This window comes from Flavobacterium sp., from assembly GCF_047602195.1.
GTDB lineage: Bacteria > Bacteroidota > Bacteroidia > Flavobacteriales > Flavobacteriaceae > Flavobacterium.
In genome coordinates this window covers 2,388,449-2,411,779 of the sequence record NZ_JASGHW010000004.1, presented here as the reverse complement: position 1 = coordinate 2,411,779, position 23,331 = coordinate 2,388,449, and the positions used below count along the sequence as shown (strand labels likewise).

Genomic DNA, 23,331 nt, shown 5'->3' with positions numbered 1-23,331 from the left:
TGTGTGAAACCATTAAAATCCTGATTATGAAAAAAACATTACTCTCTTTATTTGCATTAAGTTTGGGCTTGTTCAGCAACGCCCAGGTCATCGTTACCGAAGATGCTTCCTCGCTTGTCGTAGGAGACATCGGTGATGATCTTACAGGCATGACACCGGGGCAAGGCGATTGGCTGACCTTTGTGGTGGCCTCAGGATCGAATTCTGATTTCCAGGTCGTCGACCAAGGCAACGGAAACATCATCCAGATTACGGGCTCGAATACTTCAGCCAACACCCGTAGGATGTTCAAGGATGTGTCCGGAAGCTGGGGATTCAGGGATTCGGGCAACAACGTAGCCGAAGTACAGTTTGATTTCTTTTCCGGACCGGTTACCACGAGCAACAATTCCATCCGTGTGATTCTTTACAATTCCGATTTGACAAAGATATTGGGCGGTATGATGTTCAGTATGGGGTCGAAAGTGTTGAGTGGCTTGTCGTATTACGACAATACGGCTTCGGCGGGTGGCGTATTGGGCAATTATTCATTCCGTTTATCTTATACTGCTGTGCCTACACCTACCTACAGCGACCTGGTTTTGCAACCCAATACCTGGTACCGCGTAGGCTTTAGCTTCAACTACACTACCGGGGAAGTTATTTTTAAGGAAGGGACCGGTTTAATCACGAGCTCGCCAATCATTGGTGCTTCTGCAGGGATCGATGCCGTTCAGCTCAACATGATGGTGACCGCCATTTCATTGACCGGACAAACCAATACGGTTTCGTCTTTGGGATTGTTTGACAACCTCAATTTCCAAGCCTCGGCCGTGAATGGGCCGCTTTCTGTAAAAACCGAAGAAGTGGTGGCCAATGAAGTTTCGGTTTATCCAAATCCTGCCACCAATGTGATCAACGTCAGCAATCCGAATGCATCGATTACCAAAATCACGTTGACCGATTTGAACGGCAGAACAGTCAAGCAAATCAATTACGACAAAGTAGCCGAGATCCAAATCAACATTTCCGACTTGGCTTCGGGCATGTATATGATGAACATCCAATCTACGGATGGGGAATCGGTCAAAAAGTTCCTCAAGAACTAAGCATGGTTTTCTTTATAAAAAACATTAAGGCCCTTTTGAAAAGGGCTTTTTTTATGGCCCATTCTGTTGAAAACCAAAAGGCACTTTTCTTACAAAAAATTTAACAAAAAGATTTGAAATCCGGATAGTGACTATGTGCGTATTTATTGTTAGTTTTGGCAACTTAATCGAAAATACATCATGAAAACAAAATTACTCTTTGCAGGCGCTTTGCTTGCCCTGTTTGCTACCAAAGCGGAAGCACAAACACTTTACTCACAAGATTTCTCGGCTGCGACCGGATTGTCAATCATCGATGGTGATGGCGACACGGCCAACTGGGGATTGTACACCGGAAACGCAACGACTGCAGGTTGGGGATTGGTTGGAAACTTCGCAGGATCTAGATCTTGGAACCCACCAACAGCAACACCTCCGGGAGCTTTGACTCCGAATAACTTCTTGATTACACCAGAAGTAGTAATTCCAGATACTTTCGACGGGATTGAATTGTCTTTCAAATTAGGGACAAACGACGTACAGTTCCCTGCAGAGCAAATCTCTATCTACTTGGCGCCATCTACAGCCAATACACCAGAGTTGATCGCTGCCTTGGAGCCGGTTTTCAACTACACCTTGACGGCTGACGATGCCTTGACGGCTGAATTGCGTACCGTTGACGTTACTGAATACGCTGGACAAACGGTAAGAATCATCATGCGTCACCACGATTGTACAGACCAAGATTTGATGTACCTCGACGATTTGTTGTTGGCTCAAGTTCCATTGGCTACCAAATCTTTCGCTGCTTCACAATTTTCGGTTTTCCCTAACCCAGCTACCAGCGTAGTAAACGTAGAGAACACGAACAAAGACGGCATCACTTCGGTTGTCGTAACCGATATGAATGGAAGAACAGTAAAACAAGTTGCTTTCGACGGTATGGCCAAAGTTCAAGTGAACATCGCCGATTTGACTTCAGGTTTGTACTTGATGAACATCAAGACTGCCAACGGTGAGATCACCAAAAAAATCATGAAAAACTAATCCAAACGTTTTTCAAAATAAAAGCTCCCGATTGGGAGCTTTTTTATTTAGAGGAATTTCGCTTTGAGTTCGGGCGTTGGGATCATGCAACTGTCTTTCTTGCCGTACCATTTGTAGCGGTTCCTGGCCACGTAATCGTAAAGTTTGTCGCGCAACAAGGCAGGGATGATTTTGAATACGGTTCCCAAATGAAACAATCCGCCGAAATGTTTCGCAATCTCAATTGCTGCCGAGGATTTGTAAAAATACGCCACGCCGGGCTCATACAAGACGATGCTGTCGATGTGTTTGGGATCGATGCCGATATGGCTCAGGATTTCCTGACCGATCTCTGATTGCAGGGCCGCAAACCGGAAAACATCTTTCTTGTCGTGTTTGATCACATACTGCACCGAGCTTTCGCACAAATTGCACACGCCGTCAAACAGGATGATTTTTTTATTTTGGGGTAAGTCCATAATTATTTCTTTAAGGCATCTACAAATTCGAGTTCGTCGAGGCTTACCTTCGAGGTAAACAGTCCATAATTGACGATGGCTTTGTTCTTTTCAATCGAATCGATCGTACCGATGGCTTTGCCTTCGAGCATCCGGACGCGGTCACCGACTTTCAAAACGGGTTTCGGCTTTTCGACAACCTGTGCCGCCTTGATTTTCTTTTCTTTTTTCTCCTTTCGGATTTCTTCCACCTGCACGGCCACTTCCTTGATGAATTCTTTTTTCTGCTCGATTTTGGCTTTTTCGGCTTTGGCTTCTTTGGGCGTCGCGGCTTTCTTGCGTTTCGAATTTTCGATTTCGACCACTTTCAAAAATTCACCAATCAGGTCTTTCTTGTTCTTGCTGTTGAAATATTTCGCCGCCATGTCATCGATTTTCTGCCCAAGGTAAATGATGCGTTGGTTGCTGTCGTACAATTCCTGGTAGCTTTCGAGTTTCTGGCGGATCTTTTGGTTCGTGTCTTCGAGTTTTTTGCTTTCCTCGCGCGCCTTGGTTTCTTCTTCTTTGAGGGTTTGCGAGGTTTTTTCCATCTTTCGAGCGTTCTTTCTGCAGCGTCGCAATGGTCTTGTCAAAGCGCACTTTGCCGACTTCAATTTTTTTCTTCGCTCGATTGATGAGCCCGAACGGAATGCCGTTTTTCTGCGCGACCTCAAATGTAAATGAACTTCCGGCTTGACCCAGTGCGAGTTTATACATCGGTTCGAGTGTCTGTTCGTTGAACATCATGTTGGCATTGGTGGCATGCGGCAGCTCGTTGGCCAAAATCTTGAGGTTGGCATAATGCGTCGTGATGATACCGAAAGCTTCGCGGTGGTAAAATTCCTCTAGGAAAATCTCGGCCAAGGCACCGCCCAATTCCGGATCGGAACCGGTACCAAATTCATCAATCAGGAATAAGGTCTTGCGGTTGCACTTCTTGAGGAAATAATTCATGTTCTTGAGTCGGTAGCTGTACGTGCTCAAGTGATTTTCAATCGATTGGTTGTCGCCGATATCGGTCAGGATTCTATCAAACAAGAACGTTTCGCTGCGCTCGTGCACCGGAATCAAAATTCCCGATTGCAGCATCAATTGCAGCAAACCGACGGTTTTCAAGGAAATGGTTTTCCCGCCCGCGTTCGGCCCCGAAATGACGACAATCCGATTTTCCTGGTTGAATTCAAAGGTCTGCGGATGCGTCACTTCGTTCTTTTGTTTATTGGTCAAATACAAAATAGGGTGGAAGGCATCGCGGAAAAACAAACGCCGCTCCTCGGTGATCTGCGGCAAAATGCCATTGATCCGTCGCGCATATTTGGCCTTGGCCGCCACCACATCGATGTCGCTCAAAAAATCCTGGTATTGGACCAACAGCGGCAGGAACACACGGATTTCAGCCGATAAAATTTTGAGGATGCGCGTGATTTCTTCCTTTTCTTCATATTCAAGGTTGCCGAGTTCGCGTGAATATTTGAGCGTGGCCTCGGGTTCGATGTAAGCGATGCTGCCCGTTTTGGAGCTGCCCAGAATCGTGCCCTTTACTTTGCGCCGGTACATCGCCAAAACGGCCAAGACGCGCCGGTTCTGCACAAAACTTTCCTTGATGTCGTCGAGGTAACCGAGCCCGTTGTATTGCGTGAGCGCCACACCAAAACTTTGGTTGACCTTGCCGCGCACCGTGTTCATTTCCCTGCGGATGTGTTGCAATTCGGGCGAAGCATTGTCCTTGATTTCTCCGTACTTGTCGATGATGTTGTCGATGCGCTGGATGATTTCCTTGGTGTGTTGCACCCCGGAAGCGCGCAAATTCAGGTTCGGATAATAATCGTCAAATTTTTTGAAGAACTGCAAAAGCACATTGGCTGTTTCAGACAAGGCTGCGATTTTGCGGAAAGCCGCCGCCTCGAGGAAACTGTCTTCGATTGCCAGGAATTTGATTTCCTGCGCCACCGATTCGAATCCGTGGTTCGGAATGGCGTTGTTATTTTGGTAGGAAGACACATATTCCGAGGTCTCGAGCAAAGCCTGCATGAGCGCCGCCTTGTCCTTGAAAGGAACAATTTCGGCGGCTTTCTGCTGACCCAGGTCGGTGTTGCAGCTTGCAGAAATGGTTTCTAAGATGGTCGGGAATTGTAAATCCTGGAGTGTTTTATCGGTAATGGAAATCATTCTTTTTGGGCAAATTTTCAATGCAAATTTAACGAAAAAACCGCTTGGCCACTACTGTGCCGGCCATCGTAAATTGCTATATTTGGGTAAAAAGTTTTTATGGACATCAAAATGGAATCTTCGTGGAAAAAAGTCCTCGAATCGGAATTCGAAAAACCTTATTTTGAACAGCTTATTGGCTTTGTCAAATCAGAATACAAACAGCACACTTGTTATCCGCCCGGACCCGAAATCTTCTCGGCTTTCGACCATTGCCCGTTTGATAAAATCGAAGTGGTCATCATCGGACAGGACCCGTACCATGGACCGAAACAGGCCAACGGCTTGTGTTTCTCGGTACGCGATGGGATTCCGTTTCCACCTTCACTAATCAATATCTTCCGTGAAATACAGGAAAGCCTGGGCAAACCGATGCCCAAAAGCGGCAACCTAGAACGCTGGGCCGACCAAGGCGTATTGCTGCTCAATGCCACTTTAACCGTCAGGCAAGGGGAGGCGGGAAGTCACCAGAACAAAGGTTGGGAAACCTTCACCGACGCGGTCATCCGCAAAATCTCGGAGGAAAAAAGCAATGTCGTTTTTCTGCTCTGGGGCGGTTTTGCCAAAAAAAAGGGCGCCAGCATCGACCGCAGCAAACATTGCGTGCTCGAATCAGGGCATCCATCGCCGCTGAGCGCCAACAAAGGACACTGGTTCGGGAACCGCCATTTTGGGAAAGCGAATGACTACCTGGTTTCGGTAGGCAAACCCACCATCGGTTGGTAGATTAAATCACATTGAATACATAATAACCGCCCGGCGTTTCTTCGCACAACGAGTATATCGTCACAAAAAGATTGTTGTTGACACTGTCCGAAGTCAAGACGACATTCGGTGAAACCCCATCGTTATAGGTAAAACGCAGTCGGTATTCGCCAGCGGTCGTCAATTTAATCCCGCCGTTGTATTCGTAAGCCTGCAATTCGAGGTCGAAATAAGCCTTGGCCAACATGAAATCGCCGAATGGGGTCGTTTCTCCCACGCTGCGTACGGTGTTTACTTCATCGATATTGACGGTATTCCAAAGTCCGTTGGCATCTTTCCTTTCGAGTACGTATGAAAAGGTAAAGCTCAGCGCGCCGCCGGTGGTTTTGTATAAATCCAACTGGTTGGCCTGGCCCACCTCGTCAACATGTTTCGGGATGAATGCAGATACCATCAGGTTTTCACCTACATTGTACTGGCCATCGGAAGCATCAACCGAAACCAGGTTCGGGCTGCTGATGAATACGTCGTTGTAAAATTCGTTGTCCTCGTTCGAACAGTCGGCGGCCATCAACAAAGTCGCCATGGCGCCGAAAAATAAATATTGCAGTGTTTTCATTTTGATTTAATTTCAGATTTTAGGGTGCTGATTTTTTTAGAATCTGTAGCCGAAGCTGAGACCTACTCGGGAGAATACATCGGGGCTTTTGTCGGTATCGATCGTGTTTACGCCAAACCCGACAAGCAATTCAATCGCAAACTGTTCCTTGATGTACATTTTGTAACCGGCACCGGCGCCGATGGCCACATCGAAATAATCTGATTTCTCGATGTCGTAATAGCCGACGTTGTTTTCATTGAAACGCGTAATTTCACGGAAATCACCGCCATTGGCAGAAGCAAAAACCTCTGCAAAATAAAAACGCGAAAGGCTTTTGGACAATTTGTACCGTACAAAAGGCGTGATTTCATATTTCGGGATCGTATTGCGGTTGCCTTCGTCGAAATCGTCGTTGACCCTCTTGTTGTTGGCGTAATTGACGCTAAGACCGAGTGACCAGTCTTCGCCCAAATAACGCTCATAACTCAGGTTGTATTTGGATAAAGCGACCAAAGACAACAAGTCGACACGGACTTCATTGTGTTTGCCCGCAAGGCCCGAAGGAGAATCCTGCGCATGGCCCAACTGGGCACAAAGCAATGCAATAAAAATGATTTTTTTCATGGTAGGGGATTAATTCGTAGCTAATATATGAAAAAGGAATGGCAATAAAACGCATTTCTTTTTCAAAATCAATACAGTGTGAGTGCACCTAGGATTTCCTCAGACATGAACGGCCCGCCCGGATAAGTCGCCGTATAATCGAGGTTGAGCCACACCTGCCCGTGTTCGTCGATGTGGTAATGGATCTGCTTGCCCTTGGATTCCTTGATGAAAAGCACTTTCTTGATCAGGTAGTTGATCGTTTCCAAATCCGATTTGTCCCCGATCAAAATCTCTGGATAAATGTGCCCGCCGGTATGGATCAGTCTCGGTGTTCCGCCAATCGCCTTGACACAAGCCGCCATCAGGATCGAATGGTCGTCGCAATCACCCGAAAAATAGAGCAAGGATTCCGAGGCATTGGCGATGTATTCGCGTCCTTTGGGATCGCTGACATAATTCCAACGGCTGTTGATTTCCTTGAACACGGCAAAACACTGGATAATCGTGCGGTATTTCGGGTAACCGCGTACATTCTTGAAATCTTTGGTCGTGGCCATGAGCGCGAAATTGCGCACTTTGGGATTTTCGTATTCGACCGCCTTCAAAATCCTGGACTTGCTCGGAAACGGAAGCAGTCGTGTCAGGATCAAATCCTGCGGATTCGGGCTGTCCGACATGGTGTAGATCATGAACCGGTAATCTTCAAAAACGCTGTTGAAGCCATAGTTTCCAAACGCACTTCCCCACAACAACGCAATCAAATACAACGCAATGCAAATGATGATGATGCGCCGCATGAGCCGCAACAGCAATTGGATGACCACTACGATAGTGACAAACAAAACGATACGGTCGATCTGGAACGGCCATTGCGGATCGATGATGTTTTGGTGGATGATGATGAAAACCGGGATCGCAATGAGCAAATTGAGCACAAAAATAATGACCATATCCCAAGGCCGCGGCACCTGAAGTTTGTCTTTTATTTTCTGGAAAGGGATGTCCCGCAGTGCTACCATAGTGAAAATGGCGAGGGCTAGATGTCCTTCACGATTTCAGCAAAAATACCTTTTTTATCGATAACCGAAAGGGCAAGCAATTGATTTTGAACTTTGTTTAACATTTGCTCCGACAACGGTTTTTGCGACCATTTCGTGAGCGAAAGCCACTCGCGGATGTCCTCGATTTTTTGGTTGTATTTGGAAGCCAATGTACGGTCAATACTTGGTATTTCCTTGAACTCGATCGTGGTATTATTGATGATTTCGAGTATGCGACGAATCGTTCCCGGATGTTTCTGCAACATTTCATCGGTCACGGCAATCACGAAACACGGCCAAGGTGTCGGGCAATCGGCAATTCTGCGGAAAATTCCTTTGTCGACAAGCGGTTTGGTCATGAACCGTTCCCACATAAAATAATCGGCCGTTTCATTGGTCAATGCCTCGACCGCACCATCAATTGTATTGACGATTTCGAACTGCAAGTCTTGGGTATTCCAACCTTCATTTCCGGCATTGACATAGGCCATCAATTGCGAACCCGAACCAATCCGGCTGATGGCCGCTTTCTTGTTCTCAAGGTCCGATAACTTTTGGAAATTCGAATTCGCCGCCACGTGGATTCCCCAAACCAAAGGCGACTCCACATACACCTGTACGATTTTGGATGGATTTCCGGCAATAATATCTTTCACAATTCCTTCGGTCAGGATAACCGCAATGTCGGTTTCGCCCGAGCGCAACATCTGGCATAATTTGCCCGTGCCTTCGGGTACATCGGTCCATTCGAGGTTGATGCCTTCCACGTCAAATTCGCCATTTTCAATGCACAAATGCCAGGGCAAGTTGAAATGTTCCGGAACCCCTGCTATTTTGATATTTTTCATTGTTGCTATATTATTTATTGGTTGGGCGTGCCCCTGCGGGTCGCGCTGTCCGCTCTATCTTTTGCTTCGTAAACTATGCAAAAGGATGCCGCTGCCATCGCTCACGCAAACGTGCCATCATCCATTCACGATTTGGTTCAAATGATATTCCATATGTTCGGGATAATCCTGCATGATGAACCGCAGATCCGACAACTCGCCATCGGTAAAAAGGACTTTGAGATCCAGTCGTTCTTCGGTTTGATTGTGCATCACACGCGCGATCTGTTTGTTGAGCGAAAGCCACAATTGGAGCAATTCTTTGGTGTCCATATTTTGGTAATCGTTCATTTGGACCAACTCGGCCTGATGGTATTCACGGTACACATACGGCTGCGGCTGGTAACCGATTTCGGTAAACCGCTGCAAATTATTGATCGCCGAATCAATCAAATGCCCGAGGATTTGTTTGCGCGACCATTTGCCTTTCGAGCCGTGGTTTTTGAATGGCGGATTCTTCGGTTTGGGAAAAATAATTTTCGCCGGTAACCAATAGTCGTTGTAATTTTTCGATCGTTGATTTCATTTTAAATTGGTCAATTAGAAAATTAGATAATGAGAAAATGACTTAATATCTAGTTTTGGGAAAATTTCATGAGCAATCAGCAAATTGTCCAATTGGCACATTTTCTAATTGTCACATTAATTCTTGGCCAACTTATCCAAAGTATAGGCAATCAATTCATCCACGGCTTTGTACGGATCGGCACTGAAAGTACCCGAAGCACGGTTGGCAATGATCGCGTTGAGCGACAAGGCGTTGTGCCCGAGCAAAGCCGAAAGTCCATAAATCGCAGCGGTTTCCATTTCGAGGTTCGTGATGCGATTGCCGTCGAAATTAAAATTGTCCATCTTGTTGTTGAGTTCGCTGTCCTGGATTTCGAGGCGCAGCACACGGCCTTGCGGACCGTAGAAACCACCGGCCGTTGCCGTGATTCCTTTGTGCATTTGATCGCTTTCGATAACCATTTCTAATTTTTCGGAACAAGGAACGACATAAGGTTTCCCTTTGCGAAAATCCCAGCCTGTGTGCGCGCTGAATGCTTCTTCGATGGCGGTATTCGTCACGTCTTCGATGCGGTAGGAGCGCAGCATGTTGTCGAGGCCGAGACCAAATTTCGACATCACGAAACTGTCGACCGGAATGTCGGCCTGCAACGAACCCGAAGTCCCGATTCTAATGATATTGAGTGAAGTCAATTCTTCTTTGGGTATGCGCGTTTCGAGGTCGATGTTGACCAATGCGTCGAGTTCGTTTATGACGATATCGATGTTGTCTGGCCCGATTCCGGTTGACATTACCGTAATTCTTTTGCCTTTGAACAAGCCCGTTTGCGTTTTGAATTCGCGTTTCTGTGTAGAGAATTCGATCGAGTCGAAAAATTGCGTGATTTTCTCGACGCGGTTTTGGTCGCCCACGAAAATGATGTCATTGGCGATGTGTTCGGGAAGCAGGTTTAGGTGATAGACGCTGCCGTCGGGATTTAATATGAGTTCTGAGGATTGGATGGCCATATTTGGGTTTAATTTAACCGCAAAGTTTGCAAAGTTTTCGCAAAGTTCACAGGGGTTTTAAGATTGTTTTTGTTTGATTTTATCCGCCGACGCGTTTGGTCTTGAAACCTTTGTCTTGCAGCAATTTCATGATCTTGTCGCGGTAATCGCCCTGGATCAGCATTTCGCCGCCGCGGAAACTGCCGCCGACCCCAAATTTGGTTTTGATTTCCTTGGACAGGATTTTGAAATCCTCGTCGGAGCCTTCGTAGCCTTCGATGATCGTGACGGGTTTGCCGTTGCGCTTTTCGAATTTGCAGACCATGGGTTCTTTTTGTACAAAAAGCCGGTGTTCGGCTTGTGGCTTGTTTTCTTCGGGCGACGCTTGGTGGTCGGGGAATAGATTTTTGAGTTGGTCTTGTAGATCCATATTATTGGTAAAAAACAAAAGTACGAATTGAAACAATCCGTACTTTGCCTTATAGATAAAAAAACTTTATTTCTTGATCAAGCCCAAATCAACCAGACGCTCGTGCAGGAATTCACCGGCCGTGATGTCTTCGTATTGTTTCGGGTGGTTGGCATCGATGGTTTTATCGAGCACGTCGAGTTTCATTTCACTGATCGGGTGCATGAAGAACGGGATCGAGTAACGCGAAGTGCCCCACAATTCACGCGGCGGATTGACTACTTGGTGAATCGTCGATTTGAGACGATTGTTCGTATGACGCGACAACATATCACCCACATTGATCACAAGTTCGTCGGGTTCTGCGATTGCATCGATCCATTCGCCGTTGTGGTTTTGCACCTGCAATCCTTTGCCTTGTGCGCCCATCAAAAGCGTAATCAGGTTGATGTCGCCATGCGCCGCAGCACGTACTGCACCGTCAGCCGGTTCGTCGGTAATCGGCGGGTAGTGGATCGGGCGCAGGATGCTGTTGCCGTCCTTGATGTAATTGTCGAAGTAGAATTCGTCCAATCCTAAATATAAAGCCAGGGCACGCAACACGTAAATTCCTGTTTTCTTCGAGCATTTTATAGGCTTCCTTTCCGACTTCGTTGAAGCGCGGCAATTCCTCCACTGATACATTGGCCGGATATTCATCGGCATATTTGGAATGGGCATCCACATATTGCCCGAAGTGCCAAAATTCTTTCAAGTCTCCGGCAGAACGTCCTTTGGCATGTTCCTTTCCGAAAGAAACGTAGCCGCGTTGGCCACCAATCCCCGGGATTTCATATTTCGCTTTGGTTTCCAGCGGCAGACTGAAGAAATTGCGGACTTCGCCGTACAATTCATCTACCAATTGGTCATCTAAAAAATGACCTTTTAACGCCACGAAGCCGATGTCTTCGTATGCCTTTCCGATTTCATTTACAAATTTTTGTTTACGTGCCGGGTCACCCGACAGGAAATCACGCAAGTCAACACTAGGAATGTTTTGCATATAAAAAATATTTGTTAATAACTAAAAGGACGTAAAGCCCTGATGAATACAAATGTATTGAATAAATCAAATTACGCATTTAAAAGTTATTAACAGGCATTTCGTCGGAAAAATTAGATGCAACTGGATTAGATTTTTATATTTGGATTAAACTAAAAAACCATCTTTTATGAAAAAACTTTACTTATCCCTTTTGTTGGTTTCGGCCGGAATGTTTGCGCAAGGTTCGCTTTGCGAAGATCCAATCGTCATCGCTTCGTTGCCGTTTTCGGTGACCGATGACACGGCCAATTACCTAGACAGCTACGATCCGCAAACCACGACGCATCCGAGCTGTACGACCACCACTTATGGCAATTACTACCACGGCGGCAATGACGTGATCTATTCGTTTACGTCCTCGTTTACCGGAACCATCAAGGTCGAGATCCCGAATGCCATCGGCTGGACCGGCATGTTCATCTATAACAATTGCGCCGATATCGGGGTGACCTATGCCGCGTGCGCCACCGGTGTTTCTGCCGGATTGCGTACGATCAGCAATTTTGCGGTCACTTCGGGCCAGACGTATTTCATTTACATTTCTTCGTGGCCGACACCACAAACCGTAGCTTATACATTAAATGTAATCGATACGACGCTGGGCACCACCCAATTCGAGCAAAAGCAGGGCATTGCCATTTATCCGAACCCGGCCCAAAACATTTTGCATGTCGGAACCAGTTTGAACATCAACAAGACGGTCATCTACAATGTCAACGGCCAACAACTGGAAGCCAAAATGTCGGCGGCCAATGAAATCGCCATCGACCACCTGCAATCCGGATTTTACATCCTTGAACTGCAGACCGAAGAAGGCACCGTTTTCAAGAATTTCGTCAAATCGTAAAACTACATACTTCTTTCATCTGAAAACCCCGATGGCATTGTGCTTTCGGGGCTTTTCTTTTTTTGGGCGTTGCCTTCGGCCGGGCTGTACGTTTCAATCTTTTTGTATAATACCTAAACCCGTTTTGGTTGTCATTTTTGATAAAGTAAATCTCATTAAGATTCACAAAAAGGATTTCCACTTCCATCCCTAACGCTGCCTCTCTAAAACCTCCTATTCACTGTCCTTTTCTAGTTTTTTCAACCTTTCAACAGGAATTTTTGCCGCTTCTCAAAAGAATTAGGAATTGTCAAAGGTTATTTCTTATTTTTGAGGGCATTTTAAACAAGGCAAAATGAATTTCGAAAGAAAAAATCTAAGCGACGAAAAATTACTTGATTTATACAAAAGGCTACTCAAGCCAAGGCTCATTGAAGAAAAGATGCTGATCCTGATCCGTCAGGGAAAAGTATCCAAATGGTTTTCGGGAATAGGGCAGGAAGCGATTTCTGTGGGCGTGACCGCCGTCCTCAATACCGATGAGTACATTTTGCCGATGCACCGAAACCTTGGTGTATTTACCGGACGCGACATCCCGTTGTACCGACTGTTCTCGCAATGGCAGGGCAAGGCCAACGGATTCACCAAAGGCCGCGACCGTTCGTTCCACTTCGGGACGCAGGAATACAAGATCATCGGGATGATTTCGCACCTCGGACCGCAACTGGGCGTAGCCGACGGAATTGCCTTGGCCAACAAACTCAAAAACAACGGCAAGGTAACCGCTGTGTTTACGGGCGAAGGTGCGACGAGCGAGGGCGATTTCCACGAGGCACTCAACATCGCTTCGGTTTGGGATTTGCCGGTCGTTTTTGTTATCGAGAACAACGGCTATGGTTTATCGACCCCGACCAATGAACAATACAAATGCGAAAACCTCGCCGACAAAGGCATCGGTTATGGCATGGAAGCCCACATCATCGACGGGAACAACATCCTAGAGGTTTATACTGAACTTTCTGAAATCGTTGCCTCGATGCGCCAGAATCCACGTCCGGTACTGATCGAATTCAAGACGTTCCGTATGCGCGGACACGAGGAAGCCAGCGGCACCAAATATGTCCCGCAGGAACTCATGGATCTGTGGGCCGAAAAAGACCCGGTCGATAACTACAGAAGATACCTGATCAAACAAAATATCCTTTCTCCCGACACCGACGAGAAATGGCGCAACGAAATCAAGAAGGAAATCGACGACAATTTATTGATCGCCAATACCGAAGCCGAAATCGTGGCCAGCTATGACGAGGAACTCAACGACGTCTACAAACCCTACGATTTTGAAAACATCGAACCGACAGGCGAGACCGAGAATATCCGTTTCGTCGATGCGGTTTCGCAAGGTTTGAAACAATCGATGCAACGCCACGACAACCTGGTCATCATGGGGCAGGACATTGCCGAATATGGCGGGGCGTTCAAGATCACCGATGGTTTTGTGGCCGAATTCGGGAAAGAGCGCGTCATCAATACACCGATTTGCGAATCGGCAGTCGTTTCAGCAGGAATGGGCTTGTCGATCAACGGTTATAAGGCGATTGTCGAAATGCAGTTCGCCGATTTCGTCTCGACCGGTTTCAACCCGATTGTGAATTATCTGGCTAAAGTCCACTACAGATGGCAGGAAAATGCCGATGTGGTGGTGCGTATGCCTTGCGGTGGTGGAACCCAGGCCGGACCGTTCCATTCCCAGACGAATGAAGCCTGGTTTACCAAAACCCCGGGATTGAAAGTCGTTTATCCGGCGTTTCCATACGACGCCAAAGGCTTGCTCAACGCGGCGATCAACGATCCGAACCCGGTCATGTATTTCGAGCACAAATTGTTGTACCGAAGTATTTATCAAGATGTGCCGAAGGAATATTATACGTTACCACTCGGAAAAGCGGCCATATTGAATGAAGGAAAGGACATTACCATTATTGCTTTCGGGGCAGCCGTCCATTGGGCGCTCGAAACCCTCAAGCTCAATCCGGAAATTTCTGCCGACCTGATCGACCTCAAGACGTTGCAACCTTTCGACAAAGAAACCGTTTATGCCTCGGTCAAGAAAACCAACAAGGTCATCATTTTACAGGAAGACAGCATGTTTGGCGGGATTGCGAGCGACATCTCGGCGATGATCATGGAGGATTGTTTCGAATGGCTCGACGGGCCTGTGAAACGTGTGGCCAGCCTTGACAGCCCGATTCCGTTTACCAAGGCGCTCGAGGACCAATATTTGCCAAAAGGCCGATTCGAAGCCGCGCTCAAGCAATTGATGGCTTATTAAACCACAAGAAATAGATCAATAAAAAAGTCTTCCGATTGGAAGACTTTTTATTTTTGAGAGAAAATGTAGAGGATGGTTAATCCTTTGCGTTGAGTGCGTAGTACATTTCGTTGGGATCATAATCGAAATCATAATCGTCCGAATCGTCTTCGGCTTCGTTGTTATTGTTGATTCTGATGATGTTATTGAGGTCGTCGCCGGCGTCAAAAAAATCGTTGTTAGCGTTGAAGTGTTCCATAGCGTTTGTTTTTTAGTAGTTGGTGTTTTGTGATGTTTTCAAATTTCAAGATATAAAGCGCGGTTTGTTTTATATTTAAAAGTCCAATTGTTATACAATTAACACATTTGGTGTCAAATCGCAATATTTCCATCAAATTGACCGTCGGAATTGAGCGATTTGTTGACTGAATTCAAATCAGGCTGCGATTCTGGCAAAACTGCTGTATGTGGATCCGCAGCCGGTTTGTCTTCATCGGTATCGTCGTATTTATGAAAGTCATCCGAATCGTCAAAATCTTCCTCGTCCTTTCGGTCGAACGAAACATCCTGGTTCAATTGCGGATCGTCGATCATTCTCTTGTCTTTTTCATTTGGATCTTTCATGGCTTTTGTTTTATAAGTATCCGAGCAAATAATAAATGATGATAAAAGCGATGACCACCCCGAGGCAGCCGCCTCCGATCTTGGAAGCGCCCCATCCGGCAATGATCGTTTTAAAAAAACTGTTCATGATTTCAAAAAGTTAGATTCTACAATTTTTATTCTTCGTGGCGGTGTTTGTCGACGTTCATGCCTTTGTCGTCGAATTCCATATCGGTCTTGGCCTGGTGCATGTCGGGATCGAAATTGGCATCGTTGGTCAGCGTCTCGTCGTGTTCTTTGTATTCGTGGTCTCGTGTCGCATTGCGGATATTGTCGGGGTTGCGTTGATTAGAATGTTGGTAGTTTTTCTGGCCGTCGTGTCTTTGGCCGCCTGCATTATTATTGAGCGTTCCCATGGTTTCTGGATTTTAATTTTAGTAAAGTTACCCATCGAGAAAACCATCATGTTACGCAGTTTGTCTGAAATGTTACACAATTTGTTTGTCACAAAAAAAGCCGACAATCGAAACTGCCGGCCGTGCCAAAAAATAACGGTATAAATAAAGGGTATCGTTAAGCGCTGAGGCGGTGTTCGCGTTCGAAAATTTCGAGGTGGCGGTGCGTATGCTCAATCGCCTTGGCATTCTTGTAATCGATCCAAGCCTGGCCTTTGTATTTGCGCATGAAGTTGTCGAAATGGCGCATAATGAAAATGTTGTATACGGCTTTCCCTATGTTGGAGATTTTCCTCGGAAAGGCGCGCAGGCTCATCGAAAATCCCGGCGTCAAATATTTCATGTAATGCCAATAACCTTCGGGCATGTACAACATTTCACCGTGCTTGAGGTTGCAGATTAACCCCTGTGCTTTTTCAAGTGCGGGCCATTTGTCGAAATCGGGATTGTCGAGATCCATATCCTCGCGCGAAATCAACGCAAACGGTACTTTGTACAAATAGGGTGTTTCGGACGGCGCAAACAAAATACATTGTTTGGTTCCTTGGAAATGAAAGTGCAGGATGTTCGAATAATCGATGTCGTAATGCATAAAGACGCGTGAATTTTCCCCTCCGAAAAACAACATCGGCAACTGCTTGACGAGCTTGAGTCCGATGTCTGGCCATTTGAAATCATCGCGCAACTTCGGCACCTGCTTCATCAAATTGTACAGGAAAATGCGGTAATTCGTAGGTTTGGATTGCAGCAAATCGATGTAATCGGACATTTTCATCTGCGCATGCGCCTGATTGAATCCGTCCTTATGAGACACCGGGCGGTCGTCATACAGCGGAACCGTTTTTTCACCGGCTATATTTTTCATGTACTCAAACTTCCATTTGTCGTAAGCCGGCCAATCGGCGGTGAGCTGCTCGATTACGAGCGGTTTTTGCTTCTTGACGTAATTATGGTAAAAATCATCCTTCGAAATGGTTTTTACGCGTTCGATTTCGGTTAAATGTAAAGACATATTGTATTGATTACGTGGTTTCTGACATAACAAAAACCAATTAGCAGAATGTATTTGGCTTGTCCCATAGTGCAATTTTTTTGAACACCTCCCAAAGAGGTCATACAAATTTCACCAAATCCACATATTGGCTTTTTACAATTATCCGCGCGTTTTTTACATGATTTTAAACCAATAAAAAAGCCTGATCGCAATGACCAGGCTTTTGCTTTCGAACCATTAAGGGATTGAGCAACATTAAGTTTAATGGACTTTAATTTCTTAATCGTTCAAATATTTTTAAATTTAGGTTTAATATTTCCCATTCAACAAAGTCCCGCCAATCGCCGACTTGGCTTCGATTCCCAATTTCTTCATCATTTCATAAGTCGTACAAACCGCCGCCGAAGTCACGGGTTTGCCGATCTGTTTTTCCATCAAATCAATAGCTTCCAAAGATGGCATCTGTACGCAGGCCGAAGCCACGACTACATCGGCACCCTCAATATTCAAACGCTTGACGATTTCGAGCAAGTTTATCGGGTCCTGCGCCGCGACTTCCAAATTATCGGGAATTTCGAGCGCAATCGAATCGATGACCTCAAATCCTTGGTGTTCGATGTAATCGACGACCAAATCGGTCAGTGGACGCATGTACGGCGTAATGATCGACACTTTCTTCGCACCCAAAACCTTGAGCCCGTTGATGAGCGCGCCCGCACTCGTCACAATCGGCGTAGGGAAGTCGTTGGCCACCGTTTCCTGGTGCAAATTCACTTCCGAAACGCAATGGTAACCGCGTCCCATGCTCATGATCGCCACCAGACAGGCATAGCCCATCACATCGACATGCGCATCCGACAATTCCTGTGCACATTTAAGGCTCATCGCGTCCATCGCCTCGAGTTCTTCCTTGGTCACTTTCTTCATGCGCATCCGGCTCGAATGAAAGGTAAAACGTTCGGGCAATATGGTTTCACGCGATCGAAAAATCGCTGGGATTTCGGTTTCCATCGTGACGTTGGAAGACGGGACTATTTGTCCGATTCTGTATTTTTTACTCACAATTTTATTTTTTTTTAGTGTTCGTGAACCTTACGGTTTCATTTTTTTACCGCAGAGAATGCAAAGTTCTTCGCAAAGTTTTAAAGTTGTTTTTCGGGCGTTTCCCTGCGGGTCGGGCTTTTCGCTTCAATCTTTTTGAGTCACGTTTGTCATTCCGACGAGAGGAGGAATCTCAAAAAGGATTTCCGCTGCAATCCCTAACGCGTCCTCGCCCGAACTTATTCGTTAAACATTAATTTCTTTTACCGTGTTGACCAAAGTACCGATGCCTTCCACAGTCGCTTCGACCACATCGCCGTTCCACATCCATTCCTGCGGATCGCGTCCGGCACCCACACCAGCGGGCGTTCCGGTGGCAATGATGTCGCCAGGTTCGAGCGTAAAGACCGTACTCAAATCCTCGATCAGTTCGTTGATGTTGAACAGCATGAATTTGGTATTCGAGTTTTGTTTCTCGACGCCATTCAACTTCAATGACAGATTGAGGTTGTGGGGATTTTCGATTTCGTCCTTGGTTACCAAAACCGGTCCCATCGGCGCAAAAGTATCCTGTCCTTTGGAAACGATCCATTGCCCGGCACGGCGGCAATCGCGCGCAGAGATGTCGTTGATGACCGTGTAGCCAAACACATAATCGAGCGCTTCTTCTTTTTTGACATATTTGCCTTTCTTGCCGATAATCACGGCGAGTTCGACTTCCCAATCGAGTTGCTGTGTCAGTTTCGGGTTGAGCAAAATTTCAGTGTTGTTGGCCGTTACTGTTGTGGGTGGCTTTGAAAAGATGACCGGTTTTTGCGGCAATTCCTTTGAAGTATCGAGTGTTCGTGCACTTTCGGCTACGTGTTCGGTATAATTCAAACCGATGCCGATGATGTTTTTGCGTGGCTTTGGGATAGGAGCGAGGACCGTGACCTCGTTCATCGGAATCGAAACCGCAGCAATCGTGTTTTCATTGGCGCTGCCGTAGGCATTCTGGATTTTCTTGACTTCATCCAGACCGGCATCGATGAGTTCGAGCATTGTGCCGGGAAAGGTTTCATTCGATTTGTGTCCGAGTTTCTCGATGTCGATGATCGTGTCGTTGTCGAGAATACCGATTTTTTGTTCGCCTGAGGCGTTTTGGTAGGTGAGTAGTTTCATATTTTTTAATGCGACAATTAGAAAATGAGATAATTAGTCAATGTCTACCAATCCACAAATTTCTAATTTTCTAATTTTCTAATTTTCTAATTTTCTAATTTTCTAATTTTCTAATTGATAACCGTTGTTGTCCGGGTATTCTTTTTCTTGGTACAAACCGAGTTTTTCGATCACGGGCAAATCGTTGAACGAGAACAGCACCGCGTCTTCGGTTTCGGATAAATTGACGTGTTCGTGGTACACCCAGCTCGGCACGCAAAAAATATCGCGCTCCTTCCAGTCGAACCTTTTACCGCCGATGACCGAATAGCCTTTGCCTTTGGCGCATTGGTATACGAATGAACCCGTGTGTTTGTGGGCTTTCGTATGTTCGCCCGCGCGCAGCAATTGGATCGATGCGCCCATGGTTTGCATCACGTGGCCGCCTGTTAATGGATTCGAATATTGCATCAGGATGCCATCGAAAGGCGAGCCGTCCTGGACTTTGGCGGCTTCCAAAAGTGCCGGATAAACCGATTTCCACGAATATTTGAACAAAGGCGAATAGGGTTTGTCCCAGACCATATCGGCTGGAATTACGCCCGACCCGCTGTAACTGAGCGGAGAAAAGTTAATCGGGTTGGCGAGTGGCTGTTTGCCGTCAAATACCGCATAATCGTTGGCTTCGAGTGCGTTGACGAGCGGAATATCGAGCCCGTCCTGCCACACGCAGGTTTTGCCGCCTTCGGCCACGCCGTGTTCGTGCCAGGTCGAATTGGGCGTAATCACAAAATCATTGACCTCAAACGTAATCTTGTTGCCGTCGACGACCGTATAGCCGCCTTCGCCTTCCATGATGAAACGCAGCGCAGAGGCTTTGTGGCGGTGCGCCGAAGTGCTTTCGCCGGGGCGCGTCACCTGGATTCCGGTGTAGAGCCAACCCACGGCCGCCGAAACATCTTTGCGTTTGTCGTTGACCAGGTAAACCACGCGGCGTCCGGCCTGTTCAGGGGTGACGAGTTCGGAGGACTTCAGGACGAGTTCGCGCAAGTCTTCGTATTTCCAGAGCATCGGCACCGAAGAAGTACGCGGTTCCCAGGGTTCGATGTCGTTGGCTACGGTCCAGAGTGCGCCGGCGCCCAGTGATTCTAATTCTTTGTAATAGGCTTCGAGTTCGGGCGTGTCCTTGACGCGGGCGCGGCCGATGACGTCGTCTGAATGTTTTGATTCCATGGTTGTGTGTTTAGGATTCCAAATTTACTGTTTTTTATGCGAGACGTATTATCTTTTGTTGAAATCCTCGTGGTTGTCGATGAACGTAATCTTGCGCGTCGGTGCCACATTGACGCGCAAATCGAAAATATCAAATCGGTTGTAATGCCCGAGGATGTCGTGCATCTGTTTGGGCTGGATGCATTTGGCCAGATCGATTTCGGCATAAACGATGCCTTCGTCGTCAATCAAAGGTTCGCCCACAACGGCACCGTTCGGGCCGATAATTCCAGAGAAAGCCGAATTTTTGCGGGTCAGCAATTCCTCGGCATTCGGAACATCCTGTTTCATGACCTCCATAATTTCCTTCGAAATAGTAGAACACGACACAATCGTAAACAATTTGCCTTCGAACGAATGCGCGGCAGCACGAATCTTGATCGCCTCGGCCATGTTGTAATCGGGTGGGGCGACCGGCAGCGAAATGTAATTGGCGATGTGGATCAATTCGCCTTGCGACAACAGGGTGAAACGCGCCAAGGTGTTGGTATTTTCGCCACAGGCCAGCGTTCCAATCGGACCGATTTCGGTATTGTAAACCTTCAAGGAAGAACCGTCTCCCGATGTCCAGGTCAGTTTTTCTGCCCAGGTCGGTACCAATTTGCGGTGTTTGCCGATCAGTTTGCCTTGGTTGTCTATTATGAGGTTGGTGTTGTAGATTTCACCGTAACTGTCCCCGCGTTCGTTGATCCCGATGACAATATGGATGCTGTTTTCCTTGGCGGCTTTGCAGATGCGCGCGATTTCTTCGCCTTCGGCCGTCACCGAATTGCGGTACAACTGCTCGTACCATTTGCTGCCCTGAACCGGCGTCATGATCCAATTCCAGTACGGATAGCCCGAAACGAAAACCTCGGGAAAGGCCACGAGTTGCGCACCATTGGAAGCCGCTTCCTTGATGATCGAAATCGCTTTGTCAATGGTTTTGTAAACGTCTAAAAAAATAGGGGAAGTCTGTACTGCTGCGGCTTTGAATTTTGAAAATTCCATGGGTATTTTTTGATGCAATTAAAATTAGTGAAAAATCGGATGCGGATTTACGCCAAAAGGTATTTGTTGATGCGGGCTTTGGTGTCTTCGGTAAAAGCCTCGGCCTTGATTTCATTAGTCGCTTTGTTCAAGGCCACGTTCACCAAAGTCACTTCGCCTTCCAGACAGGTTTTTCCGTTGTCATCCTCGAATCTAAATCCGCATCTCACCGATGCCCCGCCGAGGTGCAATACCCACAATTGTTTGGTCAACACATCGCCAATACGCGCCGCTTTCTTGAATTGGACTTTCAAGTCTACGGTGGGAATGCCAGTGTTGCTTTCATGGATTTTGGAAAAAGGCCGATCGAGCGCTTCGGCAAACCAATCTTCTACTAGATCGTTGAGCATTTCAAGGAAACGCGGATAAAAGACGATGCCGGCGAAATCGACATGCTTGAAACGGATTTGTTCTGTTTTGGTAAATTTCATTATTCGATTTTGGTATTAAAAACTTTCAGGGGTTGCTTTTTTCCAGACGTAAAACAATTTGTCGGGAACCGTTTCGGGCTGCAAGAGACAGCCTTTCTTGAGTTCGGGGAACAATTCAGAAAAGGTCTGGATGTTGATTTTATCGACACGCATGCTCACCAGGTCGCGGCCCACTTTGTCCGGATGGTCGATTCCAGCCGAAGCCATGAGTTCCATTGCCGCCTTGACCGTTTCGTGCTGATAACGTGCCACGCGGATGCTTTTTTCTTCGGGAACGAGCCCTTTGACCAACTGCGGATCTTGCGTGGCTACACCGGTCGGGCAGGTATTGGCATGGCATTCCAAAGCCTGGATGCAACCGAGGGCAAACATCATCCCGCGCGCCGAGTTGCACAAATCGGCACCCATCGAAAGGGCCCGGATGATGTCGAAACCGCTGATGACCTTGCCACTGGCGATGATCTTGATTTCCTCTTTCAAATCAAACCCGACAAGGCAATCGTAGACAAAGGCCAACGCATCGCGCAACGGCATGCCCACATGGTCTGAATATTCGATCGGGGCTGCGCCCGTTCCGCCTTCGCCGCCATCGACGGTGATGAAATCGAAATAAGTTTTGGTTTGTACCATCGCCTTACAGATGGCCAAAAATTCTGATTTGTTGCCGATGCAGATTTTCATCCCAATCGGTTTCCCGCCCGAAGCCTCACGCAGTACTTTGATAAAGTCCATCAGTTCCAATGGCGTCTTGAAAGCCGAATGCTTCGGTGGCGAAATGATGTCGCCGCCTTTTTGGACGAGTCGGATCGCCGCAATCTCATCGGTGACTTTTTCCTTGGGCAAAATCCCGCCATGCCCTGGTTTGGCACCCTGCGAGAATTTGATCTCGATCATCTTGACGTTGTCGTAATGCGCGCGCTCGGTGAAATGCTCACGTGAGAAATTGCCATATTCGTCGCGGCAACTGAAATAGCCCGTACCGATGTTCCAGACGACATCGCCGCCGGGTCCAAGATGGTAGGGAGAAAGCCCGCCTTCGCCCGTGTTGTGGAAAAAACCGCCTTGCTTGGCACCCGAATTGAGCGCCAGGATCGCATTGCGGCTGAGCGAACCGTAACTCATCGCGCTGATGTTGAACAGGCTCGCCATATACGGTTTGCTGCACTGGGACGAACCGATGCGTACTTTGGGGTTCTGGTCGATCTCTGAAAAAGAAATCGCCTTGATGCTGTGGTTGATCCATTGGTAGCCCTGGTCGTAGACATTGATCTGTGTGCCAAACGGATGCGAATCGGTTTCCTTCTTGCTTCTTTGGTACACCAGACTTCTTTGCAAACGCGTGAACGGTCGGCCTTCGGTATCGGTTTCGATGAAATACTGGCGCAATTCGGGACCGATCGATTCCAATAGATAACGCAAACGGCCCAGCAACGGGAAATTCCTGCGGATGGTGCGTTTGGACTGGTACATGTCGTACAACCCCATCACAATCAACGGGATAAAAATGAGCAGCAGGAACGCAAATTTGAGGTTGACATAAATCAAAATACCCGTAAGGGCAAGTACTGTGATGCTGATGATGACGAATGCTTTTCTCATGGCATT

General features: G+C 47.0%; 24 protein-coding genes and 1 pseudogene. 5 read left to right on the top strand and 20 right to left on the bottom strand.

Annotated features, from left to right (window positions below; genetic code table 11):
- Positions 1-26 precede the first annotated feature (26 nt).
- Together QM717_RS16860 and QM717_RS16855 are read left to right on the top strand one after the other, a co-directional pair.
- A complete protein-coding gene (locus QM717_RS16860; RefSeq protein WP_415039241.1) occupies positions 27-1,088 on the top strand; it encodes a T9SS type A sorting domain-containing protein in 1,062 nt (353 codons plus the stop codon).
- A gap of 180 nt (positions 1,089-1,268) precedes the next feature.
- A complete protein-coding gene (locus QM717_RS16855; protein ID WP_415039240.1) occupies positions 1,269-2,114 on the top strand; it encodes a T9SS type A sorting domain-containing protein in 846 nt (281 codons plus the stop codon).
- Positions 2,115-2,161: 47 nt separating this feature from the next.
- On the opposite strand, the gene QM717_RS16850 is transcribed toward QM717_RS16855, so the two are convergent.
- The gene (locus tag QM717_RS16850; RefSeq protein WP_415039239.1) at positions 2,162-2,572 is read right to left on the bottom strand and encodes a thiol-disulfide oxidoreductase DCC family protein; all 411 of its coding nucleotides are present in this window, start codon (positions 2,570-2,572) and stop codon (positions 2,162-2,164) included.
- Positions 2,573-2,977: 405 nt separating this feature from the next.
- Complete coding sequence (locus QM717_RS16845; RefSeq protein ID WP_415039238.1) at positions 2,978-4,759, bottom strand: endonuclease MutS2; 1,782 nt, start codon at positions 4,757-4,759, stop codon at positions 2,978-2,980.
- 99 nt (positions 4,760-4,858) lie between these two features.
- Between QM717_RS16845 and ung the strand changes: the two genes are divergently transcribed.
- On the top strand, positions 4,859-5,524 hold the full coding sequence (gene ung / locus QM717_RS16840; RefSeq protein ID WP_415039237.1) for a uracil-DNA glycosylase: 666 nt from the start codon (positions 4,859-4,861) through the stop codon (positions 5,522-5,524).
- Position 5,525: 1 nt separating this feature from the next.
- Here the strand turns inward: ung and QM717_RS16835 are convergent, their stop codons facing one another.
- The 8 genes and pseudogenes from QM717_RS16835 to QM717_RS16800 all read right to left on the bottom strand — a co-directional run bounded on the left by QM717_RS16835 (position 5,526) and on the right by QM717_RS16800 (position 11,582).
- On the bottom strand, positions 5,526-6,122 hold the full coding sequence (locus QM717_RS16835; protein ID WP_415039235.1) for a hypothetical protein: 597 nt from the start codon (positions 6,120-6,122) through the stop codon (positions 5,526-5,528).
- Positions 6,123-6,158: 36 nt separating this feature from the next.
- A complete protein-coding gene (locus QM717_RS16830) occupies positions 6,159-6,728 on the bottom strand; it encodes a DUF3575 domain-containing protein (RefSeq protein ID WP_415039233.1) in 570 nt (189 codons plus the stop codon).
- Between the two features lie 68 nt (positions 6,729-6,796).
- The gene (locus tag QM717_RS16825; RefSeq protein ID WP_415039232.1) at positions 6,797-7,729 is read right to left on the bottom strand and encodes a transglutaminase; all 933 of its coding nucleotides are present in this window, start codon (positions 7,727-7,729) and stop codon (positions 6,797-6,799) included.
- Between the two features lie 17 nt (positions 7,730-7,746).
- On the bottom strand, positions 7,747-8,598 hold the full coding sequence (locus QM717_RS16820; protein ID WP_415039230.1) for a substrate-binding domain-containing protein: 852 nt from the start codon (positions 8,596-8,598) through the stop codon (positions 7,747-7,749).
- A gap of 117 nt (positions 8,599-8,715) precedes the next feature.
- Entirely contained in the window at positions 8,716-9,111 is a 396-nt protein-coding gene (locus QM717_RS16815; RefSeq protein WP_415040161.1) for a DinB family protein, read from the bottom strand.
- A gap of 168 nt (positions 9,112-9,279) precedes the next feature.
- A complete protein-coding gene (locus QM717_RS16810; RefSeq protein ID WP_415039229.1) occupies positions 9,280-10,152 on the bottom strand; it encodes a nucleoside phosphorylase in 873 nt (290 codons plus the stop codon).
- 79 nt (positions 10,153-10,231) lie between these two features.
- Positions 10,232-10,561 (bottom strand): translation initiation factor, encoded by a 330-nt coding sequence (locus QM717_RS16805; RefSeq protein ID WP_415039227.1) that lies wholly within the window; start codon positions 10,559-10,561, stop codon positions 10,232-10,234.
- Positions 10,562-10,627: 66 nt separating this feature from the next.
- Positions 10,628-11,582: pseudogene (locus QM717_RS16800) on the bottom strand (isopenicillin N synthase family dioxygenase).
- A 169-nt stretch (positions 11,583-11,751) separates the two neighbouring features.
- Here QM717_RS16800 and QM717_RS16795 point away from each other — a divergent pair.
- Both QM717_RS16795 and QM717_RS16790 read left to right on the top strand, forming a co-directional pair.
- Complete coding sequence (locus QM717_RS16795) at positions 11,752-12,471, top strand: T9SS type A sorting domain-containing protein (RefSeq protein ID WP_415039225.1); 720 nt, start codon at positions 11,752-11,754, stop codon at positions 12,469-12,471.
- A gap of 334 nt (positions 12,472-12,805) precedes the next feature.
- Entirely contained in the window at positions 12,806-14,782 is a 1,977-nt protein-coding gene (locus QM717_RS16790) for a thiamine pyrophosphate-dependent enzyme (RefSeq protein ID WP_415039223.1), read from the top strand.
- A 76-nt stretch (positions 14,783-14,858) separates the two neighbouring features.
- On the opposite strand, the gene QM717_RS16785 is transcribed toward QM717_RS16790, so the two are convergent.
- The 10 genes from QM717_RS16785 to QM717_RS16740 all read right to left on the bottom strand — a co-directional run bounded on the left by QM717_RS16785 (position 14,859) and on the right by QM717_RS16740 (position 23,325).
- Entirely contained in the window at positions 14,859-15,020 is a 162-nt protein-coding gene (locus QM717_RS16785) for a hypothetical protein (RefSeq protein WP_415039221.1), read from the bottom strand.
- 113 nt (positions 15,021-15,133) lie between these two features.
- The gene (locus QM717_RS16780) at positions 15,134-15,385 is read right to left on the bottom strand and encodes a hypothetical protein (RefSeq protein WP_415039219.1); all 252 of its coding nucleotides are present in this window, start codon (positions 15,383-15,385) and stop codon (positions 15,134-15,136) included.
- 155 nt (positions 15,386-15,540) lie between these two features.
- Positions 15,541-15,780, bottom strand: coding sequence for a hypothetical protein (locus QM717_RS16775; RefSeq protein ID WP_415039217.1), 240 nt, complete (start codon positions 15,778-15,780; stop codon positions 15,541-15,543).
- 157 nt (positions 15,781-15,937) lie between these two features.
- On the bottom strand, positions 15,938-16,831 hold the full coding sequence (locus QM717_RS16770; RefSeq protein ID WP_415039215.1) for a cupin-like domain-containing protein: 894 nt from the start codon (positions 16,829-16,831) through the stop codon (positions 15,938-15,940).
- 291 nt (positions 16,832-17,122) lie between these two features.
- Positions 17,123-17,875, bottom strand: a complete 753-nt coding sequence (locus tag QM717_RS16765) for an Asp/Glu racemase (RefSeq protein ID WP_415039213.1) — start codon at positions 17,873-17,875, stop codon at positions 17,123-17,125.
- 225 nt (positions 17,876-18,100) lie between these two features.
- Positions 18,101-19,015 carry a fumarylacetoacetate hydrolase family protein gene (locus QM717_RS16760; RefSeq protein ID WP_415039211.1) on the bottom strand — a complete coding sequence of 305 codons (915 nt, stop codon included), beginning with the start codon at positions 19,013-19,015 and terminating at the stop codon, positions 18,101-18,103.
- A 102-nt stretch (positions 19,016-19,117) separates the two neighbouring features.
- Positions 19,118-20,227: a cupin domain-containing protein gene (locus QM717_RS16755; protein WP_415039209.1), complete on the bottom strand. Its 1,110-nt coding sequence runs from the start codon at positions 20,225-20,227 to the stop codon at positions 19,118-19,120.
- Positions 20,228-20,275: 48 nt separating this feature from the next.
- On the bottom strand, positions 20,276-21,256 hold the full coding sequence (locus QM717_RS16750; protein ID WP_415039207.1) for a carbon-nitrogen hydrolase family protein: 981 nt from the start codon (positions 21,254-21,256) through the stop codon (positions 20,276-20,278).
- Between the two features lie 47 nt (positions 21,257-21,303).
- Positions 21,304-21,726: an acyl-CoA thioesterase gene (locus QM717_RS16745; protein WP_415039206.1), complete on the bottom strand. Its 423-nt coding sequence runs from the start codon at positions 21,724-21,726 to the stop codon at positions 21,304-21,306.
- A gap of 15 nt (positions 21,727-21,741) precedes the next feature.
- Positions 21,742-23,325: an FMN-binding glutamate synthase family protein gene (locus QM717_RS16740; RefSeq protein ID WP_415039205.1), complete on the bottom strand. Its 1,584-nt coding sequence runs from the start codon at positions 23,323-23,325 to the stop codon at positions 21,742-21,744.
- Positions 23,326-23,331 lie beyond the last annotated feature (6 nt).